18 protein-coding genes are annotated in these 19,572 nt (G+C 64.9%); 10 read left to right on the top strand and 8 right to left on the bottom strand.

The genetic code is table 11. The features are described 5' to 3' along the window. The first annotated feature begins 483 nt into the window (after positions 1-483). From QJT82_RS36185 to QJT82_RS36165, 5 genes are all read left to right on the top strand, one after another. The gene (locus QJT82_RS36185) at positions 484-1,110 is read left to right on the top strand and encodes an HAD family phosphatase (RefSeq protein ID WP_028339678.1); all 627 of its coding nucleotides are present in this window, start codon (positions 484-486) and stop codon (positions 1,108-1,110) included. A 26-nt stretch (positions 1,111-1,136) separates the two neighbouring features. Continuing rightward, a complete protein-coding gene (gene glp / locus QJT82_RS36180; RefSeq protein ID WP_028339677.1) occupies positions 1,137-2,348 on the top strand; it encodes a gephyrin-like molybdotransferase Glp in 1,212 nt (403 codons plus the stop codon). Between the two features lie 243 nt (positions 2,349-2,591). Continuing rightward, a complete protein-coding gene (gene lexA, locus QJT82_RS36175) occupies positions 2,592-3,296 on the top strand; it encodes a transcriptional repressor LexA (protein WP_016841600.1) in 705 nt (234 codons plus the stop codon). A gap of 257 nt (positions 3,297-3,553) precedes the next feature. Then, positions 3,554-3,982, top strand: coding sequence for a hypothetical protein (locus QJT82_RS36170; RefSeq protein WP_026192810.1), 429 nt, complete (start codon positions 3,554-3,556; stop codon positions 3,980-3,982). 145 nt (positions 3,983-4,127) lie between these two features. Then, on the top strand, positions 4,128-4,355 hold the full coding sequence (locus tag QJT82_RS36165; protein ID WP_028339676.1) for a hypothetical protein: 228 nt from the start codon (positions 4,128-4,130) through the stop codon (positions 4,353-4,355). Here the strand turns inward: QJT82_RS36165 and QJT82_RS36160 are convergent. Beyond that, the gene (locus QJT82_RS36160) at positions 4,352-6,637 is read right to left on the bottom strand and encodes a ComEC/Rec2 family competence protein (RefSeq protein ID WP_028339675.1); all 2,286 of its coding nucleotides are present in this window, start codon (positions 6,635-6,637) and stop codon (positions 4,352-4,354) included. The two genes, QJT82_RS36165 and QJT82_RS36160, sit on opposite strands and share 4 nt — an antisense overlap. Positions 6,638-7,070: 433 nt before the next feature. On the opposite strand from QJT82_RS36160, the gene QJT82_RS36155 reads away from it, so the two are divergent. Further along, positions 7,071-8,399, top strand: a complete 1,329-nt coding sequence (locus QJT82_RS36155) for an MFS transporter (protein WP_028339674.1) — start codon at positions 7,071-7,073, stop codon at positions 8,397-8,399. A gap of 335 nt (positions 8,400-8,734) precedes the next feature. Here QJT82_RS36155 and QJT82_RS36150 read toward each other — a convergent pair whose 3' ends face one another. After that, positions 8,735-9,097 carry an SPW repeat protein gene (locus tag QJT82_RS36150; RefSeq protein WP_028339673.1) on the bottom strand — a complete coding sequence of 121 codons (363 nt, stop codon included), beginning with the start codon at positions 9,095-9,097 and terminating at the stop codon, positions 8,735-8,737. A gap of 249 nt (positions 9,098-9,346) precedes the next feature. Here QJT82_RS36150 and QJT82_RS36145 point away from each other — a divergent pair, with 249 nt between their 5' ends. Both QJT82_RS36145 and glnA read left to right on the top strand, forming a co-directional pair. Further along, on the top strand, positions 9,347-9,529 hold the full coding sequence (locus tag QJT82_RS36145; RefSeq protein WP_028339672.1) for a hypothetical protein: 183 nt from the start codon (positions 9,347-9,349) through the stop codon (positions 9,527-9,529). Positions 9,530-9,643: 114 nt separating this feature from the next. Next, positions 9,644-11,074, top strand: coding sequence for a type I glutamate--ammonia ligase (gene glnA, locus QJT82_RS36140; protein WP_028339671.1), 1,431 nt, complete (start codon positions 9,644-9,646; stop codon positions 11,072-11,074). On the opposite strand, the gene QJT82_RS36135 is transcribed toward glnA, so the two are convergent. Both QJT82_RS36135 and QJT82_RS36130 read right to left on the bottom strand, forming a co-directional pair. Beyond that, positions 11,071-11,457 carry a nuclear transport factor 2 family protein gene (locus QJT82_RS36135; RefSeq protein WP_028339670.1) on the bottom strand — a complete coding sequence of 129 codons (387 nt, stop codon included), beginning with the start codon at positions 11,455-11,457 and terminating at the stop codon, positions 11,071-11,073. The genes glnA and QJT82_RS36135 overlap by 4 nt on opposite strands. Before the next feature lie 45 nt (positions 11,458-11,502). Beyond that, positions 11,503-13,182, bottom strand: coding sequence for a glutamine--tRNA ligase/YqeY domain fusion protein (locus tag QJT82_RS36130; protein ID WP_028339669.1), 1,680 nt, complete (start codon positions 13,180-13,182; stop codon positions 11,503-11,505). Between the two features lie 189 nt (positions 13,183-13,371). On the opposite strand from QJT82_RS36130, the gene gltX reads away from it, so the two are divergent. After that, positions 13,372-14,793 carry a glutamate--tRNA ligase gene (gene gltX / locus QJT82_RS36125; protein WP_028339668.1) on the top strand — a complete coding sequence of 474 codons (1,422 nt, stop codon included), beginning with the start codon at positions 13,372-13,374 and terminating at the stop codon, positions 14,791-14,793. Positions 14,794-14,953: 160 nt separating this feature from the next. Beyond that, positions 14,954-16,255, top strand: a complete 1,302-nt coding sequence (gltA, locus tag QJT82_RS36120) for a citrate synthase (protein WP_028339667.1) — start codon at positions 14,954-14,956, stop codon at positions 16,253-16,255. Between the two features lie 34 nt (positions 16,256-16,289). Here gltA and QJT82_RS36115 read toward each other — a convergent pair whose 3' ends face one another. From QJT82_RS36115 to lpxI, 4 genes are all read right to left on the bottom strand, one after another. Further along, the gene (locus QJT82_RS36115; RefSeq protein ID WP_018271835.1) at positions 16,290-16,625 is read right to left on the bottom strand and encodes a metalloregulator ArsR/SmtB family transcription factor; all 336 of its coding nucleotides are present in this window, start codon (positions 16,623-16,625) and stop codon (positions 16,290-16,292) included. A 126-nt stretch (positions 16,626-16,751) separates the two neighbouring features. Beyond that, positions 16,752-17,411: an SRPBCC family protein gene (locus QJT82_RS36110; RefSeq protein ID WP_028339666.1), complete on the bottom strand. Its 660-nt coding sequence runs from the start codon at positions 17,409-17,411 to the stop codon at positions 16,752-16,754. A 114-nt stretch (positions 17,412-17,525) separates the two neighbouring features. Beyond that, the gene (gene lpxB, locus QJT82_RS36105) at positions 17,526-18,704 is read right to left on the bottom strand and encodes a lipid-A-disaccharide synthase (RefSeq protein WP_028339665.1); all 1,179 of its coding nucleotides are present in this window, start codon (positions 18,702-18,704) and stop codon (positions 17,526-17,528) included. Next, on the bottom strand, positions 18,704-19,561 hold the full coding sequence (gene lpxI / locus QJT82_RS36100) for a UDP-2,3-diacylglucosamine diphosphatase LpxI (RefSeq protein ID WP_035631173.1): 858 nt from the start codon (positions 19,559-19,561) through the stop codon (positions 18,704-18,706). The genes lpxB and lpxI overlap by 1 nt, the downstream gene beginning before the upstream one ends. Positions 19,562-19,572: the final 11 nt, after the last annotated feature.

Raw genomic sequence — 19,572 nt, 5'->3', positions numbered from 1 at the left:
TCAAGCGCCAAGGACCCAACGGCTTCCCGCCCACCCTCATCCTGACAGACTTCCAAGACACAGGGACCCATTACCCCAAATGCGAATTGTTGCCCGACGCTGGGGTCACGATCCCGTTCCTGATCAAATGCGGTGGTTATGGGTCCCGGCCTTCGCCGGGACGACGGCGGTGGATATGGCGCGAGCTGGCGTTCGTTCTTCCTTCTGGAAGGGTCACGCCTTCTGCTTCGCCGCGGCCCCTCCGCTCGAGCATCGGCGTCTCTGGAATACTGGATCACCCGCATGCGCAGGTGATGACACCGCGGTTTTTGACGTCTTGAATCGCGAACCAACCTCACCGTCGTCCCGGCCTTCGCCGGGACGACGGTGGTGTGCGCGGGAACAGTCTCGCGATGAATGCAACGCCACGTACAATCCACACACCGGTCACTGAAATCGAGGACATTGCCGCCTGCCCGCAATTCTCGTACACGGTTTCATGCAATGACCTCGCAATTCTCTCCCAACTCCGTCGACGTGCTGCTGTTCGATATCGGCCGCGTCGTGCTCGACATCAACTTTGAGAAGGTGATGGCGCACTGGGCGCAGCATGCCGGCTGTGCGCCCGCCGAGCTCGCCACCCGCTTTGTCGTCGACGACAGTTTCAAGCATCACGAGATCGGCCGGATCGACGACGCGGCGTTCTTCGAAAACCTGCGCCGGACACTCGGCATCGACATCACGGACGCCCAGTTCCTCGAAGGCTGGAATGCGATCTTCACCGGCGAGATGCCGGGCATCGCCCCGCTGCTCGCGGCGGCCGCCGAGCGGATGCCGCTCTACGCCTTCTCCAACACCAATCCGGCCCATGTCGCGCATTTCTCGGTCGCCCATGCCGAGCTGCTCAGCCATTTCCGCAACGTCTTCCTGTCCTCGAGCATCGGCTTCCGCAAACCCGACGCCGAGGCTTACGATCATGTGGTAAAAGCCATCGGCGTGCCGGCGTCGCGGATCCTGTTTTTCGACGACCTGGCCGCCAATATCGAAGGTGCGCGGGCGCGCGGCCTTCATGCTATCCACGTGACATCGACGGATGACGTGGCAAGGGCTTTGACCGCACTTGGTATTTGAACATTAGGAATTGAGGAGCTCTGAGCGTGGCCCTGATGCCGGTTGCCGATGCCCTGTCCGCCGTCCTCGCCGGCGCCGAACCGCTGCCGGAGGAGATGATCGCGCTCGATGCCGCCTACCACCGCACCCTGGCGCACGACCTCGCCGCGCTGCGCACCCAGCCGCCGCAGCCGATGTCGGCGATGGACGGCTATGCGGTGCGCGCCGCCGATGCGGCTGATCTAAAGGCCCGGCTCAAGGTGATCGGCGAAGTCGCCGCCGGCCGGCCGTTCGAGCGGACGGTCGGCGCCGGCGAGGCGGTGCGGATCTTCACCGGCGGCGTGATCCCCAATGGCGCCGACGCGGTTATCATCCAGGAAGACACCGCCGTCGACGGCGACCACATCACGATCACGGAGGCCGCCAGCGTCGGGCGGCACATCCGCCCGGCCGGGGTCGACTTCCGTGCCGGCGAGGTGCTGCTCAGCGGCGGCAGCCGCCTGTCCGACCGCGCGCTGTCGCTGGCGGCCGCCATGAACTATCCGGAACTTGCGGTGCGCCGCCGCCCGAAGGTCGCGGTGCTGGCGACCGGCGACGAGCTGGTGATGCCGGGCTCGCAACCCGGCCCCGGCCAGATCGTCTATTCCAACGGCTACGCGCTGCGGGCGCTGGCGCGCGCCGAGGGCGCCGAGACCATCGACCTCGGCGTTGCCGCCGACACGGTGGAGGCGACCACGGCCGGCATTCGCCGGGCGCGCGAGGCCGGCGCCGACGTCCTCATCACGACAGGCGGCGCCTCGGTCGGCGACCACGATCTCGTCAAGCGGTCGCTGGAGGCCGAGGGCGTCGACATGACGTTCTGGCGGATTGCGATGCGGCCCGGCAAGCCGATGATGCATGGCCGGCTCGGCGCGATGCGGGTGATCGGCCTGCCCGGCAATCCGGTGTCGTCCTATGTCTGCGCCTTCCTGTTCCTGGTGCCGTTGATTCGGGCGCTGAACGGCCGGAAAGTGATCCATCATCGCCGCACGAGCGCCCTGCTCGGCCGCGACCTCGCCGCCAACGACCAGCGCGAGGACTATCTGCGTGCACGTCTCGAAGCGCGCGAGGACGGGACGCTGATCGCAATGCCGGTGACGCAGCAGGACTCGTCGCTGCTCGGGAATCTCGCTGCGGCACGGGCACTTCTCGTGCGTCCGCCGTTCGCGGCTGCGGCCGTCAAAGGCAGCGAATGCGAGATCCTGACACTGCCCGAATAGGGTTTTTGCGCCCCGCCGCTTGTGCGTTGCCTGATCCGTTCACCGGAAATTAAGTGGTTGCGGAACACATATCGAACATATAGTGTCCGTTCATGATTTGTTTCGAGTACTGGTGTCTACAATCGGGAAGCCGCGTGGAAGCAGGTGCAACGAGCACATGCTCCTGAGGTCAGGCCCCGCCTGCAGGCCCCACCAGAAGAGTCTCGGAATCGAACGACGCTATCAACCGGGGGAATACTCGAGATGCTCACGCGCAAACAGTACGAACTTCTGCGTTTCATCAATGAACGTCTGAAAGAGGCCGGCGTACCGCCCTCCTTCGACGAGATGAAGGATGCGCTCGACCTGCGCTCGAAGTCCGGTATCCACCGCCTGATCACTGCGCTGGAGGAGCGCGGCTTCATCCGCCGCCTGCCGAACCGCGCCCGCGCCATAGAGGTCATCAAGCTGCCCGAACTCTCGGCCGGCGGCGGCAACGGCCGCCGCGGCTTCACGCCCAGCGTCATCGAAGGCACCCTCGGCCGGCGCGCCAGCACGCCGCCGATCGCCGAGGACGACGGCAACCGTCCGGTCGCGGTCCCCGTGATGGGCCGGATCGCCGCCGGTACGCCGATCGAGGCGCTGCAGACCCGCAGCCACACCATCAGCGTGCCGCCCGACATGCTCGGCGCCGGCGAGCACTATGCACTCGAAGTGCGCGGCGACTCGATGGTCGATGCCGGCATCCTCGACGGCGACATGGCGCTGATCCAGCGCAACGACGTCGCCAATACCGGCGACATCGTGGTGGCGCTGATCGACGAGGAGGAAGCCACCCTGAAGCGCTTCCGCCGCCGCGGCGCATCGATCGCGCTCGAGCCGGCCAACACCGCCTATGAAGTGCGCATCCTGCCGCCGAACCGGGTCCGCATCCAGGGCAAGCTGATCGGCCTTTATCGCAAATACTGAATTGCAAATACTTGCGGCGGCCGGGAACGAGCAACACGTCGGATCGTTCCTTGCATGATAGTGTAGCGTACGGCCTGCCCGATGCGCTCCGATACCTCTCGCGCAGCGTCGCGTGTTTGTGATCGGAGGCGGTCTCGGACCAGTCGTACAATCGCCCAGAAACGAGCAGAAGCTCGTTCGCTATCGTCCACTCTGGTAGAGGCCCTAATGCCTCAAGGAGAGGCACGGGTCGCTACCTCGAAATGAGGAGCCATCCGATGTGTGACTATAGTCTGCACGCCGTGGCATCGCGCCCCGCCATTGTCGGAGAGACGCTGATCACGACGACGTTCCGCGGCACGTCGACCCGCGGCTTTGCTTCGGAGAACGATCCCACTGTCGCGGTCTGCATGCTGCCGGGCACCGAGCTCGCTTTCGCCGAGAACGTTCGCTACGACAGCCGCTGGATCTGGACCAAGACGCTGAACTATCGCGTCGGCGTGTTCAACGAAGTCGAGCCCGACGTGCCCGATCGGCATCATGATGCGGTCGAATTCCCCGACGGCAGCCATGTGCTGGTGACCCAGCTGGTCGAGGGACAGCGCGTCAGCGTGCTGCAATTGCCGGCGCTGCATCCGCCGGTCGAGCAGAAGCCGAAGGTTGTGGAGCGGCGGCCCTCCGCATTCGCAACGCTGTTCTTGGGTTGAGCGCATCGTCGCCGCGGAATGAGCTGTTCGGCGGCGGATGACCTAAGCAATTTCGGGCGACCCCGGACTCCCGCTTCCGGGGCGCAGGAGGAGGTTTGCGTCGGCCGGCGCCTTGGCGCATCATCGGGCACGGAGGACGTGCGCGGTGGTCGATAAGGTCACATGGCAAAAGGCTGGACGCGTCACGGAACCGGGCCGCTACATGTTCCGGTTCGGTTGGCTGACGGTGACGGCCGACGACCTGAAAGTCTGGGAGCAATTTCCCGAGGCTTCCTTTACCCTCGTCAAGAAGCCCGACGCCGGCCCCGATTCCGACGAATACCATCTCGGCCTGTTCGAGCTGCCGAGCGGCCCCTCACCGGACCACCGCTAATCATCGCCCTGCAGATCGGTCTCGGCCGGCGTCGCGTCCACGGCGGGCCGCGGCGCGGCGGCCGGCGCGCGCAGCGTCGTCTCGCTCTCGCCGTCGCCCGGAACCGCCGGCGACCACGGCCGGTCGATCCCGCCGGGCTTCACCGCATCGACGGCGTAGCCGTCGCTGATCCGTCGCAGCACCAGCGCGCCGTGGCGGCGCAGCCGCTCGGCATCGATTACCGATGCCCCGCAGCCCTGCGGCGCCGGCCGCGCCGTCACGATCAGGCCTGCGCGCTCGCAGTCGTCCGCCAGCGCCTCTGGCCGGGTCGCGAGTGCGACGAAGGCGCCGCCAGGTCCCCGGGTCACGCAGCCGCCGGCATCGCAGGAGACGCCCTCGCCGAGCGACGCATCGGTGGCGGTCCGCGCGTCGGCGTCCGCCGCCAACCACTCCTTGACCAGGAACGCATCCTTGGCGCTGTGCATCAAATGCAGCCGCCCGTCACCGCCACGCACCGCGACGTTGCGGCCGTCACCGGAGATCAGCACGTCCGGCTGCGGCACCCTGAGCGCCCAAACCGAGGCCATCACCAGCAGCACGGCGCCAGACCAACGCAGCGGCGTGCGCAGCAGCCCGAGCAGGATGATGCCGGCACTCGCTGCGATCAGCGGCCCGATGCCGAACGCCGCCATGCGGCCGACCGCGCCCGGGAGTGCGGCGACCCATTGCGTCACCAGGATCATCCAGTCGATGCCAAGGCCCATGATCGCCCAGAACACGCCGTCGAAGCCGAACGGCATGGCGAGGAGCCCCAGCAGGCCGGCCGGCATCACGACCGCCGACACGACAGGCATTGCCGCGAGGTTCGCGAGCAGCCCGTAGGGCGTCACGCGGTGGAAATGGAAGGCGGCGTAGGGCGTCGTCGCAAGCCCTGCCACCAGCGAGGCCAGCATCAGCATCGTGAGCTCACGTCCGCCCCACAGCGCGACGCGCGCGGTCGCCGAATGGTCGGGCGACGCGAATAGGTTCGGCAGCCCGATCTGCACCAGCGCCACCAGCCCGAGCGTCGCGGCAAACGACATCTGGAAACTGGGATGCACCAGCGCTTCCGGCGCGATCGCAAGCACGATCAGCGCCGCCACCGCCAGCGTACGGAAGGTGATCGCGCGGCGGTCGACGATCACGGCGAGCAGCACCACGGCGGTCATGAAGAACGACCGTTGCGTCGCGACCTCCGCGCCCGACAGCAACAGATAGAACGCCGCGGCGACCAGCGCTGCCGCCGCGGCCCATTTCTTGATCGGATGCCCCGCCGTCAGCGCCGGAAACAGCGCGAGCAGCGCGCGCACCGCGAAGAACACGACGCCGGCGACCACGGCCATATGGTAGCCGGAGATCGACAGCACATGGCCGAGCCCCGAGATGAACATCGCATCGTTGACCGGCGTCGAGATCGCATCGCGCCGGCCGGTGAGCAGCGCGGTTGCGATCGCGCGCTGGTCGCCGTCGAGCGTGGTGCGAATACGCGCGTCGATGGCGTCGCGCAGGCCTTGCATGAAGGCGGCGTAGCGCAGCGCAAAGCCGCCGGTCGCAGGCGGCTCCCTGGTCCTGACCGCGCCCATCACGAAGCCGGAGGCGCCGATGCCCTGGAAATACAGGTCGCGTCCGAAATCATAGGAGCCCGGGCGCTGCGGCCCGAGCGGCGGCAACAGCCGCGCCTTCAACTCAACGAAGCTGCCGACATCGGGCGCGGTGCCCTTCTTCACCGAGAGCCGGACACGATCGAGCTTCGTCATGTCGCGCGGGCTCTCCATCGAAACCACGCGCAGCACGAAACGATCGGTCTTCTCGCGGATGTCGCGCGTCTCGACGAAGCCGGTCAGCGCCACCGAGAACATCGGCCGCGCCAGCACCGTGTGAGCAACGCGCGCCGTCTTCCAGGTCGCCGTCGCAAAGCCTGCGGCCACCGCGGCCAGCATCGCGATGACGGGAAACACGCTGCGCCGCCGCAGCAGCAGCGCCAGCAGGCAGAGCAGGATTGCGACGGTGGCCGCGACCGACAGCACCGGCTCGTGCTCGGCCGCAAAATAGAAGGCGATGCCGGTGCCGAACGCCACCGGCACCCAGGGCAACAACCGGCCCGCCCCCGCTTCCGCGCGCGCCCATTGCCGCGATGTCTCGACGAAAGGCTTCCAGATGCTGACGCGCGTCGGGAGATAGCCGCCGACCGGCGCAACTGCGCGCGGCGGCCACGTCCCCGCGTAGCCGCGTTTGCCGCCCGGCGTCGTGCCTTGCTCCGCCATTCCGCTTGCGATCCCTGCCGGGCGGCAGGCTAGCGGATGGCCCCGTCACCCGACTAGCGGAACGGATGCAGAATACCGCCCCGGCAACGCCCGGGTAGCTGGATCGTCCTGCGCCTCGCCGACCTGGCGCCGGGCCACAGCTGCCGCCTGCGTCAAATCGATCGAGCCGAAAGTCTCATAAGATACCAATCCCGTTGGGATTAGACTGTCCTGATGCCTCCACTCCCAAAGAGACGGGGATGAGGCAGTGACGGCTCGCGGCACTTGAAGGCCGCTGGAGCTCCTCTCAGGTGGCCACAACTCCCCTGAGATCAGGCGTTGCGGACGAACTCGCAAAATCTCGCCTGCAACGCCGTGCACCACGCGCACTCCGCGAGCGGACAGATCGCTGAAAAACGCGAGGCGTAGCGTTTGCATTTGAGAGGAGCAGCACATGGCAATTCAAGTACCGAGTGATTTTCGTCGCGTGATTGTTGCTGCGTCAGTGGGAAACATCATTGAATGGTACGACTTTTATATTTTTGGCAGTCTGGCCGCGGTTCTGTCGGTCAAGTTCTTTGAGCAATCCCACCCCGTCGCAGCCCTGCTGAGCACGATCGCGCTGTTCACTGCGGGATTCCTGATTCGCCCGCTGGGGGCCTTCCTGTTCGGATGGATGGGCGATCGGGTCGGCCGCAAATATACATTCCTTGTTACCTTGAGCGGAATGGGCCTGGGAACGGGCGCGATCGGACTCATCCCAACCTATGAATCGATCGGCCTGACGGCCGCATTCGTTCTGTTCGGCTTGCGGATGATCCAGGGTCTCTGCCTGGGCGGCGAATATGGCGGCGCCATCACCTACGTCGCCGAGCATGTTCCGGATGACCACCGCGGCTACTACACAGGCTGGCTACAAACCTCGCCGACGCTCGGGATCGTGGTGTCGCTGGCCGTAATCGTTCTGACCCGAACCTGGGCCGGCAATCAGGCCTTTGACGCATGGGCGTGGCGCGTACCGTTCCTGGTCTCGTTCCTGCTGGTGGCCATCGCCATCTACATCCGCCTCCAGCTCCAGGAGACGCCGATTTTCCAGGAGATCAAGGCACGCGGACAGATGACCAGGAATCCCTGGCGGGAAGCATTCCTCAGCTCCAACATCAAGTACATCTTGATCGCGATCGTCGTCCTGATTGGACAGGGCGTGGTCTGGTACAGTGGTCAATTCTGGGCACTGTACTTCCTGCAGCAGGTCTCCAAGGTCGATGCGGTTACCTCGGCCTACATCGTGGGAACCGCACTGTTGATCGCAACGCCGAGCCTGATCTTCTTTGGTTGGCTGTCGGATCAGATCGGCCGCAAATCGGTGATCCTCGGAGGCATGCTGCTTGCCGCGATCACCTACTATCCGCTGTATCTGTGGCTCGGCATGGTCACGCAGCCGGGACACATCAACTATCCGGTCGCCGTCTTCATCATCTTCATCCTCGTTTGCTACGTCGGGATGGTGTACGGGCCGGTCGGCGCGTTTCTGGCGGAGTTTTTCCCGGCCAGGATCAGGTACACCTCGGTCTCGGTGCCGTATCATATCGGCAATGGTTGGGGCGGCGGATTGGTGCCGTTCATCACATCAGCCGCCTTCGCAGCGACCGGCAGCATCGGCTACGCGCTGATCTACCCGATCGTCGTTCCCGCAGTGTGCTTCGTGATCGCCGTCTTCATCATGCCCGAGACACGCAAGACCAGAATTTGGGAGCAGATCGAGGCGAAAGCCGCATCGTGACGGAGTCACCTTGCTGACGGACGACTGGAGCCCCGTTCCGATGGAAGCGGAACGGGGACTCCAGAATCTTGTTTTGACGCGTTTTCCTTACGTGAACCGGTATCCACTTCGCTCGAAACACTCTCACCCTGCAGCAGGAGCCGTGGCCGCCGTCCAGCGCGTGCGGGACGACGCTTCTGAATCGTCCCGTACTCGCCGTCTCGGGCATGATGTCTTCGTCGAACCTGCATCCGCGTTACGCCGATGCGGCACGGAGGGGATCCGGCGCTGCGCAGTTCCAACCTCTCCGGCCGCCTTGGGTTGGCGGTCAGGCCAACGTCTCAATCAGCTGCCTCTCAGCCAGCTCGGTGATGCCAGCGATCGTGCCACCAGGTGGCGAAATCACGATCCATCGCCAGCTCCCAGCACGCGAGCACGATCACCACGACGCCGGCGAGCACGCTGCTCGTCGTGACCGATCCCTGCTGGTAGTTGAACGTCCAGGGTGCCACCACCAGAGCCAACCCCATCAGCATCTCGCCCCATTCCTCCAGATAGGACGGAATGATGAATGCCTCCAGGGCGAACAGCACGACGCCCAATCCGAGCGCGATGGAGATCCAGAGAGCTGCCCCGGAAAAGCCCAGTGCAAACGGCGATGCGACCAGCCAGGCGCCTACCAACAGGCTGGCAGCATCCTGCCAGTGTTGAATGCGCATGATCCTCACCTCCTTCTTCCGAAGACATGGTGCGGCGCGGACAAAAAAGCATCTGTCCGACCTGCGATGTGTTGCCGCTGCTGATCCGCGAACCGACGACCATGCTGCGGTCCGGGCGCCCGGAAAGCGCTCTTGCAATCGCGCCGCAGCAAGATGCACACTGTGGGCGCTTGACCAGGTGTCAACGTCTGCGGTTCGCGGCCCGACCGGTATTTGCGGTTGCGCTCAGGACGAGAGGAGTATGACGCCATGCGAGAAATCGAAATCCACAACTATGCGCGGCAGTTGCTCGAGGCACATGGCGCCAAGGCCATTGCGGAAGCTGCCCAAAACGCCATCGAGCTTGAAGCAAAAGGCGAGGCCGAGCTGGCCAGAACCTGGCGCCATATCGAAGACGCCATGAAGCTGATGCGCGGTCCGCACCAAAGCTGAGGCTGCCAGCTCGCAGCGCAGAACGTGGAGCAGGATCTTCCTCAAGCCGCCTCGCGGGGGCTGAACGGCAGCACAATCTCAACGACGCGGCTCTCCAATAACAGGAGTGAAGCCATGTTTCCGACATGCGCAACAGCCGAAGATCTCGTGAAGGCAATCAAGGACGAGAAAGTGCAGATGATCGATCTGCGCTTCACCGACCTGCCGGGGGTATGGCAACATTTTTCCGTCCCGCCGAGCGCGGCGAGCGCAGACGCCCTCAGCGAAGGGATTGGATTCGACGGCTCATCGATCCGCGGCTTTCAGGAAATCCAGGAAAGCGACATGCTGGTCGTCCCGGACCCGACCACGGCTTTCCTCGACCCGTATTCCCCTTCATCCACCCTGGTATTGATCTGCAACATCCGCGACCCCGTGACCGGTCAATCCTATAGCCGCGATGCCCGCTACATCGCCCAAAAAGCTGAAACCCACCTGAAGGCCACGGGCCACGCCGATACCAGCTACTTCGGTCCAGAGGCCGAGTTCTTCGTGTTCGACAGCGTGCGCTACGGACAGGGCATCAACTACGCTTTCCACGACATCGATTCCGGTGAAGGCAGCTGGAACACGGGCACAAACGAAGCGCCCAACCTGGGACACAAGCCACGCCCGAAAGAGGGATACTTTCCAGTGCCCCCGACGGACAGCATGCAGGCGCTCCGTACCGAAATGGTGTTGACCATGGAACAGCTGGGCATCCAGATCGAAGCCCATCACCATGAAGTCGCGACCGGTGGGCAGAACGAAATCGACATGCGCTTCACCACGCTCGCGCGCATGGCGGACAATCTGATGATCTACAAATACGTGGTGAAGAACACCGCCCGCCAGAACGGCATGACCGCAACGTTCATGCCGAAACCGCTGTTCGAGGACAACGCTTCCGGAATGCACGTTCATCAGTCGTTGTGGAAGGGCGAGACCAATCTGTTCTACGACAGGGGCGACTATGCCGAACTGAGCCAGCTCGCCCGCCACTATATCGGCGGCCTGTTGACACATGCCTGGGCATTGTGCGGGCTTTGCGCCCCGACCACGAACTCCTATCGGCGTCTGGTGCCGGGCTATGAGGCTCCGATCAACCTGGTCTATTCCCAGCGCAACCGTTCAGCCTGCTGCCGCATTCCGATGTATTCGCCGAACCCGAAGGCCAAGCGTGTCGAATTTCGTTCGCCGGATCCCTCCTGCAATCCCTATCTGGCTTTCGCCGCGATGCTGATGGCCGGCCTCGACGGAATTCGCAACAAGATCGACCCGGGCAGCCCGATCGACAAGAACCTCTACGACCTGCCGCCCGCCGAGGCGAAGGAGGTGAAGTCGACGCCGGGGTCGCTGGATCAGGCGCTGGACGCGCTCGAACGCGATCACGCATTCCTGCTGCGCAACGATGTCTTCACCGCCGACGTGATCGAAACATGGCTCGACTACAAGCGGAAGAAGGAGGTCGATCCCATCAGATTGCGACCTCATCCCTACGAGTTCCATTTGTACTACGACATCTAGATCAGCGGTGTCTGCGACGAGACGTGGTGGCAGACGATCTTCCAGTCGCCGTCCTCGCGCGCGATCACCCAGGTGATCTTGACGGCGAGCGAGGGCGCATCGCCGTCGAGGAAGAATGACGCGATGCCCGCCATGTTGACGAGATCGGCGTTGACCCGTTCTGCCCTGACATCGCTGAACTGAACGCGCGGCGCGTGCCAGCGCGGCAGACCGTCAAAGTAGGCTTTGACGCCGTCGCGGCCGCGATACAGCGTCGGATTCGAGCCGAAGAAGAACGCGCCCTTCGAATAGAGCGCGCTTAACGCATTCGCATCGAGCCTGCTGAAACCCGCCGACCATCTGGCGATGGTGGCGGAGGCAATCTCGTCGGATTCATCGGGCATAGATCCCCCAGTCCGCTTGTCCGCGCGGGACGCGCTTCCTCCCGGCTAGCCCTTGCCGCCGACTTCCTTGGCGAAGGTGTCGCGCAGGCCGATGGTTCGGTTGAACACCAGCCGGTCCGGCGTCGAATCCGCATCGCGCACGAAATAGCCCTGCCGCTCGAATTGCATCGGGTCGGGTGAATTACTCTCGGCGATCGCCGGCTCGACGCGCGCATCCTTCAGCACTTCGAGCGACTGCGGATTGAGGTCGGCGGCGAAATCGGCCGCGTTCGGGCTCGGATTGGCGAACAGCTGATTGTAGATACGGATCTCCGCCGGCTTCGACTGCGCCGCGGGCAACCAGTGCATCGTCGCCTTGACCTTGCGGCCGTCGGGCGCGTTGCCGCCCTTGGTTAAGGGATCGTAGGTCGCGCGGAGTTCGACGATCTCGCCGGCGTCGTCCTTCACCACGCCGGTGCACTTGATGAAGTAGGCATAGCGCAGCCGCACCTCGTTGCCGGGCGAGAGGCGGTAGAACTTCTTCGGCGGATTCTCCATGAAGTCGTCGCGCTCGATATAGAGCTCGCGGCCGAACGCGATCTTGCGGGTGCCGGCTTCCGGATTGTCGGGATGGTTGATCGCCTCGATCTCCTCGACCTGCCCTTCCGGATAGTTCTCGATCACCACCTTGAGCGGCCGCAGCACCGCCATCCGGCGCAGTGCCGTGCGGTTCAGCTCCTCGCGGATGCAGAATTCGAGCATGCCGACATCGACCACGCTGTTGGCCTTGGCGACGCCGATGCGCTTGATGAATTCGCGCACCGCCGCCGGCGGCACGCCGCGCCGCTTCAAGCCGGCAATGGTCGGCATGCGCGGATCGTCCCAGCCCGAGACGTGGCCGTCGCGGACGAGCTGGGTCAGCACACGCTTGGACAGCAGCGTATAGGTCAGGTTCAGCCGTGCCATTTCGTACTGGCGCGGCTTCGAGGGCACCGGCAGCTTGTCGAGCAGCCACTCATAGAGCGGGCGGTGATCCTCGAACTCCAGCGTACAGATCGAATGGGTGATGCCCTCAATCGCGTCCGACTGGCCGTGCGCGTAGTCGTAGCTCGGATAGATCGACCATTTGTCGCCGGTGCGCGGATGGTGGGCGTGCAGGATGCGGTAGAGCACGGGGTCGCGCAGGTTGATGTTGCCGGCGGCCATGTCGATCTTGGCGCGCAGCACGCGGGCGCCATTCGAGAACTCTCCGGCCTTCATGCGGCGGAACAGGTCGAGGTTCTCCTCGACCGAGCGGTCGCGGAACGGCGAGTTCTTGCCGGGCTCGGTCAGCGTGCCGCGGGAAGTGCGGATCTCCTCCTGCGACTGATCATCGACATAGGCATAGCCGGCCTTGATCAGGCCCTCGGCCCAATCGTACAGGCGCTCGAAATAGTCCGACGCAAAGAACAGGTTGGCTCCCCAGTCGTAGCCGAGCCAATGGACGTCGGCCTGGATGGAGTCGATGTACTCCTGCTCCTCCTTGGTCGGATTGGTGTCGTCGAAGCGCAAATTGCACTGGCCGCCGAACTCCTGCGCGATGCCGAAATTCAGGGCGATCGACTTGGCGTGGCCGATATGCAGGTAGCCGTTCGGCTCCGGCGGAAAACGGGTCACGATCCGGTTGTGCTTGTGGGAGGAGAGATCGGCCTGGACGATGTCGCGGATGAAGTCGCGCCCTGCCTCTGCCGTCGTGTCAGTCGTCATCAAAGGGTTCCCTGGAGGAGTCAGCTCAACCTTCTGCCAAATTCGTGCCGTCCGGCCAAGTCTGGTTTCAAGCCTGGTTTCAAGTCTGGTTTCAGGCCCGGTTTGGCGGGCAAAAGGTCAACCAGGGCTTTAGTTATGTCCGGTTCCTGTTATACACCACGGCCGTTCCCGCATACGTCTCGCTCGATCATGACCAATTCCGTCGTTACCCGCTTCGCCCCCTCACCGACCGGCTTCCTCCATATCGGAGGTGCCCGCACCGCGCTGTTCAACTGGCTCTATGCCAGGAAGCTCGGCGGCAAAATGCTGCTCCGGATCGAGGACACCGACCGTGAACGCTCGACCAAGGAGGCGATCGACGCCATCCTGGACGGCCTGAAGTGGCTCGAGCTCGATTGGGACGGCGAGGTCATCTACCAGTTCAGCCGCGCCACCCGCCATCGCGAGGTCGCCGAAAGCCTGCTCGCCGCCGGGCGCGCCTATTACTGCTATGCCTCGCCGGAAGAGCTCACCGCGATGCGCGAGAAGGCGCGCGCCGAGGGCCGCACCCGCCTCTATGACGGCATGTGGCGTGACCGCGATCCGGCCACCGCACCCGCTGGCATCAAGCCGACCATCCGCCTCAAGGCGCCGCAGACCGGCGAAACCGTGATCGAGGACCAGGTGCAGGGCCGCGTGGTCTGGCAGAACGAGAATCTCGACGACCTCGTCCTGCTCCGCGGCGACGGCACCCCGACCTACATGCTCGCAGTCGTGGTCGACGACCACGATATGGGCGTCACTCACATCATCCGTGGCGACGACCACCTGATCAACGCCGCGCGTCAGAAGCAGATCTACGACGCGCTGGAGTGGGAACTGCCGAGCATGTCCCACATTCCGCTGATCCACGGTCCCGATGGCTCGAAACTGTCGAAGCGCCATGGCGCGCTCGGCGTCGATGCCTACCGCGCGCTCGGCTACCTGCCGGCCGCCTTGCGCAACTACCTCGTCCGGCTCGGCTGGAGCCATGGCGACCAGGAGATCTTCTCGACCCAGGAGATGATCGACGCGTTCGATCTCTCGGGCATCGGCCGTTCTGCGGCGCGGTTCGATTTCGCCAAGCTGGAGAACCTCAACGGTCACTATATCCGGCAGAGCGACGATCAATCCCTCGTGACCCAGTTCGAGAGCGTGCTGGATTATGTTCCCGAGGGCGCCGCGCTGAAGGCCAAGCTCAACGACGCGACCCGTGCGCAATTGCTGCGGGCGATGCCGAGCCTGAAGGAGCGCGCCAAGACGCTGATCGAACTGATCGCGGGCGCCTACTTCATCTTCGCCGATCGTCCGCTCGCGCTCGATCCGAAAGCGGCGGCGCTGCTGACGCCGGAAACGCGCGCGTTGATCGGCCGCCTGCGCACCGCGCTGGAAGCCGTCAACGACTGGACGGCGGAAGCCACCGAGACCGCGATGCGGAATTTCGCCGAGCAGAACAACCTGAAACTCGGCGCCGTCGCCCAGCCGCTGCGGGTGGCGCTGACCGGACGTACAACGTCGCCGGGCATATTCGACGTGCTGGCCGTGCTGGGACGCCAGGAGTGCCTTGCCCGCCTCGCCGATCAGGCGGCGTGATCCTGCATGGACCCCCTCCAGGGTCCATCTTGCAGCGCACATGGCAATGAGCTACCCAATCCCGGACGCTTTCTCCACAAGCCGTTCCGCCCCGCCATGGGCCGCAATTTAGCGACTGGGCAAGGTCGGTTTTCGCAACGAATTCATCGGGGATATCACGATGGACGCAAAATCCAGCAAGACAGCCACACTCACCATCGGCAACAAGAACTACGATTTCCCGATCCTGAGCGGCACGGTTGGGCCTGATGTCATCGACATCGCCAAGCTCTACGGCCAAGCCGGGGTGTTCACCTACGACCCCGGCTTCACCTCGACCGGCAGCTGCCAGTCGAAGATCACCTACATCGACGGCGACGCCGGCGTGCTCGAATACCGCGGCTATCCGATCGAGCAGCTCGCCGAGCACGGCGACTTCCTCGAGACCTGCTACCTGCTGCTGTACGGGGATCTTCCGACCCCGGCGCAGAAGAAGGACTTCGACCATCGCGTGATCCATCACACGATGGTGCATGAGCAGATGGCGCGGTTCTTCCAGGGCTTCCGCCGCGACGCTCATCCGATGGCGATCATGGTCGCCGCCGTCGGCGCGCTGGCCGCGTTCTATCACGACTCCACCGACATCAACGATCCGCGGCAGCGCATGATCGCCTCGATGCGCATGATCGCGAAGGTGCCGACGCTGGCGGCGATGGCCTACAAGTACACGGTCGGCCAGCCCTTCGTGTATCCGAAGAACTCGCTCTCGTTTGCCGAGAACTTCCTCAACATGTGCTTCGCGGTGCCCTGCGAGGACTACAAGATCAACCCGGTGCTCGCCGACGCGCTCGACAAGATCTTCATCCTGCACGCCGACCACGAGCAGAACGCCTCGACCTCGACGGTGCGCATTGCCGGCTCCTCGGGCGCCAACCCGTTCGCCTGCATCGCGGCCGGCATCGCCTGCCTGTGGGGCCCGGCGCATGGCGGCGCCAACGAGGCCGCGCTCAACATGCTCTACGGCATCGGCAAGGTCGAAAACATTCCGGACTTCATCGCCAAGGTGAAGGACAAGAACAGCGAAGTTCGCCTGATGGGCTTCGGCCACCGCGTCTACAAGAACTACGATCCGCGCGCCAAGATCATGCAGAAGATGTGTCACGCGGTGCTGAAGGAGACCGGCCACGGCGACGATCCGATGCTCAAGGTCGCGATGGAGCTCGAGAAGATCGCGCTCAGCGATCCCTACTTCATCGATCGCAAGCTCTATCCGAACGTCGACTTCTATTCGGGCATCACGCTGAAGGCGATGGGCTTCCCGGTCTCGATGTTCACCGTGCTGTTCGCGGTCGCCCGCACCGTCGGCTGGATCAGCCAGTGGAGCGAGATGATCGAGGATCCGCAGCAGAAGATCGGCCGTCCGCGCCAGCTCTACACCGGCGTCGCGCGCCGCGACTATGTGCAGATCGACAAGCGCAAGTAAGCTGCATCGCTCAAGAGAATCCGGGACGGCGCCATCATTCCTGATGGCGCCGTTTTCGTTTGCCCCGCGCGACTTCGGTCGCGATCGCGTCAAGGCGCGGCAGCCAGAACGCCCGGAACCGGTCGAGCCAGTCATCGACCTCGCGCAGCCGCGCCGGCTCGACCGCGTAGATGCGGCGGGTGCCCTCGGCGCGCACCGACGCGAAACCGGCGTCGCGCAAGATCCGCAATTGCTGCGAGACCGCCGACTGGGTGATGCCGAACTCGCGCTGCACGACCGCAACGACGTCACCCGAACTGTGCTCGCCGGTCGCCAATAATTCCAGGATGCGCCGGCGGACGGGATCTCCGAGGATGTCGAAGGCGTGCAAGGTCGCTAAAGCGCGATGAGATTGCATCGTCATCCCGCTTTAGCTCTTTGTTTGAGCATGATCTCCGCGCAAACGCTTCGCGTTTGTCGCGAGGGAAAACCGCTTCACACTTTTCCGGATCATGCTCTAGCCTCCGCTCACCGGCTCCGGCTCGCCGCAATAGGCCGCCGTGGTATTTGCGGCTGATCTGCGCGCCGCTGCCTCCTCGGTGCCCGCCGCGATCGAGGCCCGGCACCAGTCCTCGCTGGAGCGGCGGATGAATTCCTTGCCGTCGTCGGTGGCCGGCCACGCCGACGCGGCGGCGCGGTCGAATTCCTCGCCGGGCGGCATGGCCAGATAGAGCGCGAGCCCGAGCAGCGCGAGATCCCAGCCGACGCCGACAGCACCGGCCCCGTAGCGGTCCCAGAAGTCGCCCTCGATTACTGAGAGGTGTTCCAATTCCAGGCGCGTGGCGTCCGGGCCATTCTCGACCAGTGTCACGGTAACCCAGCTGACCGTACCCATGGACTCCCACGTGACGGCGAGCCGGCGCGGCGGCTCGCACGTCGTGATCTCGCCGCCCGCGTGGCCCTGGAACTGATAGCGGCCGCCAAGCCTCAGGTCGCCCGAGATCGGCAGGAACCAGCGCGGAATGCGTTCGGGGTTGGTCAGCACATCCCAGAGATCGGCGATCTCGGTGTCGTAGCTGCGGGTCGCGATCACCGCCCGCGCCGGCTTGCCGTCGCGTTCCCGGAAGGCGACTTCGCGAATGACGGCTCCGACATAGGCGACCGGGTCGATCTTCATGGCTGGCTCCGTGTCAATATTACCTTCTGCTAATATTAGTACGGTCTAAATATTCAACGCAAGCGGGATCGTTGCAGCGGCATGTCGCCACTGAACGAGGACACGATCGATTGGCTAGGCCGAACGGCGGTCCATCTCCGCCAGCACGATGTCGGCAGCGCGGACGCTCGGCGGCTGGTCGCCAGTCGACATCTTCCCGTCCATCGTCGCGAACCCCACGAGCTGCCGCAGACGATCGGGCGAATCCGCAAGCACGTCGCCCAGCGCCGCCGCGAGCTTGTCCGGTGTGCAGTCCTCCTGCAGGAACTCGGGAATGATATCGCTGCCGATCACGAGATTGGCGAGGATCACCGAGGACACCCGGATCGCGCGGCGCAGGATGAACGCCTCGGCGGCGCCGACGCGATAGGCCGTCACCATGGGAATGCCTGACAGCGCGAGCTCCAGCGTCACCGTGCCCGACTTCGCGAGCGCAGCGCGGGCGACGCGGAACGCGGCGCGCTTCTCGGTCTCGCCGATCGCGAGCCGCGGCACTACCGGCCACGACGCGACGCCTTCGCGCACCATCGCCTCGAGATGCGGCAGGGTGGGGAGCACGAGCTCGAACGGGGTTTGCTTGCTGAGCCGGCCGAGCGCCGCGCCGAACAGCGCGAGATGATGCCTGATCTCGCTGCGCCGGCTTCCGGGCAACACCAGCAGGACCTGAGGCTGCGCATCGCGCCGCTTCTGCTCGTCCTCGTTCGGCCGCAGCGAGGCAAGCTGCTCGGTCAGGGGATGGCCGACATAGCTGCACGGCGGTCCCTGCAGCTTGCGATATTCCTCCGGCTCGAACGGCAACAGCGCCAGCACGTGATCGACATAGCGTCGCATCGCGCGCGCCCTGCCCGGCCGCCAGGCCCAGACCGACGGCGACACGTAATCGACGATCGGAATGTTCGGGTTGCGGGCGCGGACACGACGGGCGACGCGGTGGGTGAAATCGGGGCTGTCGATGATGACGAGCATGTCAGGCGCGTCGGCGAGCACGGCATCGGCTGTGCGCCGGATCAATCGCAGGATTTTCGGCAGTTGCTTCACGACGGCGGCAAAGCCGATGATCGAGAGTTCCTCGATCGGAAACAGCGGGGCGATGCCCTGAGCAGCCATCGCCTGGCCGCCGACGCCGGAAAACTGCACGGCATCGCCGAGGCGCTGGCGCAACACCTGCATCAGCGCCGCGCCGAGGCGGTCGCCGGATTCCTCGGTCGCGATGAGGAAGATCTTGCGAGCGGTGCCGGGGCTGCGCAGCTGCATCAGCCCGCCAGTCCGATGACAAACAGCCCCCTGGCGTCGGCGGCCTCGACCAAAGCCTGCGGCTCGGCGGCCAGCGTATTGCCGGCGATCACGGCGATGCCGGCGATACCGGCGGCTGCCGCGCCGTCGACCGTCCGCGGGCCGATGGTCGGCAGATCGAAGCGCAAATCCTGCCTGCTCTTCGGCGCCTTCACCAGCACGCCGCGGCCGGCCTTGGCACGAATACGGCCCTCGGTGCGCAGCCGCGCGACGCGCGCGAGCAGCCCGTCGGTGCCCTCGATATCCTCGACCGCCACCACATGACCGTCGATCACGACGGCCGCCTGACCGATGTCGAACGGGCCGAGCGCGTCGAGCACGCCGCGTCCGCGCGCGATATCGGCGAGCGCCGTGCTGTCGGGCGCCGCGCGCGTCACGGCACCCTCCGGCATCAACAGATCGGGCGCGACATCCTTGATCCCGACCATGCGGAATCCCTGCTGCTCGAGGATGCGGCCAACGCTCGACAGCAAATGATCGTCGCCGCCGCGAAAAGCGCGAACGACGTGGCCGAGCAGGCGCAGCGTACCCCAGTCGAGCCGGATCTCCGACAGCGCGGGGCGCACCAGGGTGCCGATGAAGATCAGATCGCGGCAGCCTTCGTCACGGAACAGCCGGGTCGCCCGCCCGAGCTGGCCGACCGAGATCCAGCGGTGACGAAACCGCTGCGCGCGCGCCGGATCGCAGGCGCCGCGCAGCGCGAACAGCACCGGCGTGATGCCGCGCGCAGCCAGGGACTCGGCGACCGCGAACGGCATGGCGCCGCCGCCGGCGATGACGCCGACCGGCGAGGAAAGCGAGGGAGCCGCTGATGTCATGCTGGCGGCCA

Source organism: Bradyrhizobium sp. Mp19 (assembly GCF_029952935.1).
Taxonomy (GTDB): domain Bacteria; phylum Pseudomonadota; class Alphaproteobacteria; order Rhizobiales; family Xanthobacteraceae; genus Bradyrhizobium; species Bradyrhizobium elkanii.
The sequence above is the reverse complement of the archived record's forward strand: the minus strand, read 5'-3'. Positions and strand labels throughout refer to the sequence as shown.

What these genes read in the sequence shown, in the direction of transcription:
- QJT82_RS36185 (WP_028339678.1), top strand. Translation starts at nt 484, where the DNA reads ATGACCTCGCAATTCTCTCCCAACTCCGTCGACGTGCTGCTGTTCGAT.
- lexA (WP_016841600.1), top strand. Translation starts at nt 2,592, where the DNA reads ATGCTCACGCGCAAACAGTACGAACTTCTGCGTTTCATCAATGAACGT.
- QJT82_RS36170 (WP_026192810.1), top strand. Translation starts at nt 3,554, where the DNA reads ATGTGTGACTATAGTCTGCACGCCGTGGCATCGCGCCCCGCCATTGTC.
- QJT82_RS36160 (WP_028339675.1), bottom strand. Translation starts at nt 6,637, where the DNA reads ATGGCGGAGCAAGGCACGACGCCGGGCGGCAAACGCGGCTACGCGGGG.
- QJT82_RS36155 (WP_028339674.1), top strand. Translation starts at nt 7,071, where the DNA reads ATGGCAATTCAAGTACCGAGTGATTTTCGTCGCGTGATTGTTGCTGCG.
- QJT82_RS36150 (WP_028339673.1), bottom strand. Translation starts at nt 9,097, where the DNA reads ATGCGCATTCAACACTGGCAGGATGCTGCCAGCCTGTTGGTAGGCGCC.
- QJT82_RS36145 (WP_028339672.1), top strand. Translation starts at nt 9,347, where the DNA reads ATGCGAGAAATCGAAATCCACAACTATGCGCGGCAGTTGCTCGAGGCA.
- glnA (WP_028339671.1), top strand. Translation starts at nt 9,644, where the DNA reads ATGTTTCCGACATGCGCAACAGCCGAAGATCTCGTGAAGGCAATCAAG.
- QJT82_RS36135 (WP_028339670.1), bottom strand. Translation starts at nt 11,457, where the DNA reads ATGCCCGATGAATCCGACGAGATTGCCTCCGCCACCATCGCCAGATGG.
- QJT82_RS36130 (WP_028339669.1), bottom strand. Translation starts at nt 13,182, where the DNA reads ATGACGACTGACACGACGGCAGAGGCAGGGCGCGACTTCATCCGCGAC.
- gltX (WP_028339668.1), top strand. Translation starts at nt 13,372, where the DNA reads ATGACCAATTCCGTCGTTACCCGCTTCGCCCCCTCACCGACCGGCTTC.
- gltA (WP_028339667.1), top strand. Translation starts at nt 14,954, where the DNA reads ATGGACGCAAAATCCAGCAAGACAGCCACACTCACCATCGGCAACAAG.
- QJT82_RS36110 (WP_028339666.1), bottom strand. Translation starts at nt 17,411, where the DNA reads ATGAAGATCGACCCGGTCGCCTATGTCGGAGCCGTCATTCGCGAAGTC.
- lpxB (WP_028339665.1), bottom strand. Translation starts at nt 18,704, where the DNA reads ATGCAGCTGCGCAGCCCCGGCACCGCTCGCAAGATCTTCCTCATCGCG.
- lpxI (WP_035631173.1), bottom strand. Translation starts at nt 19,561, where the DNA reads ATGACATCAGCGGCTCCCTCGCTTTCCTCGCCGGTCGGCGTCATCGCC.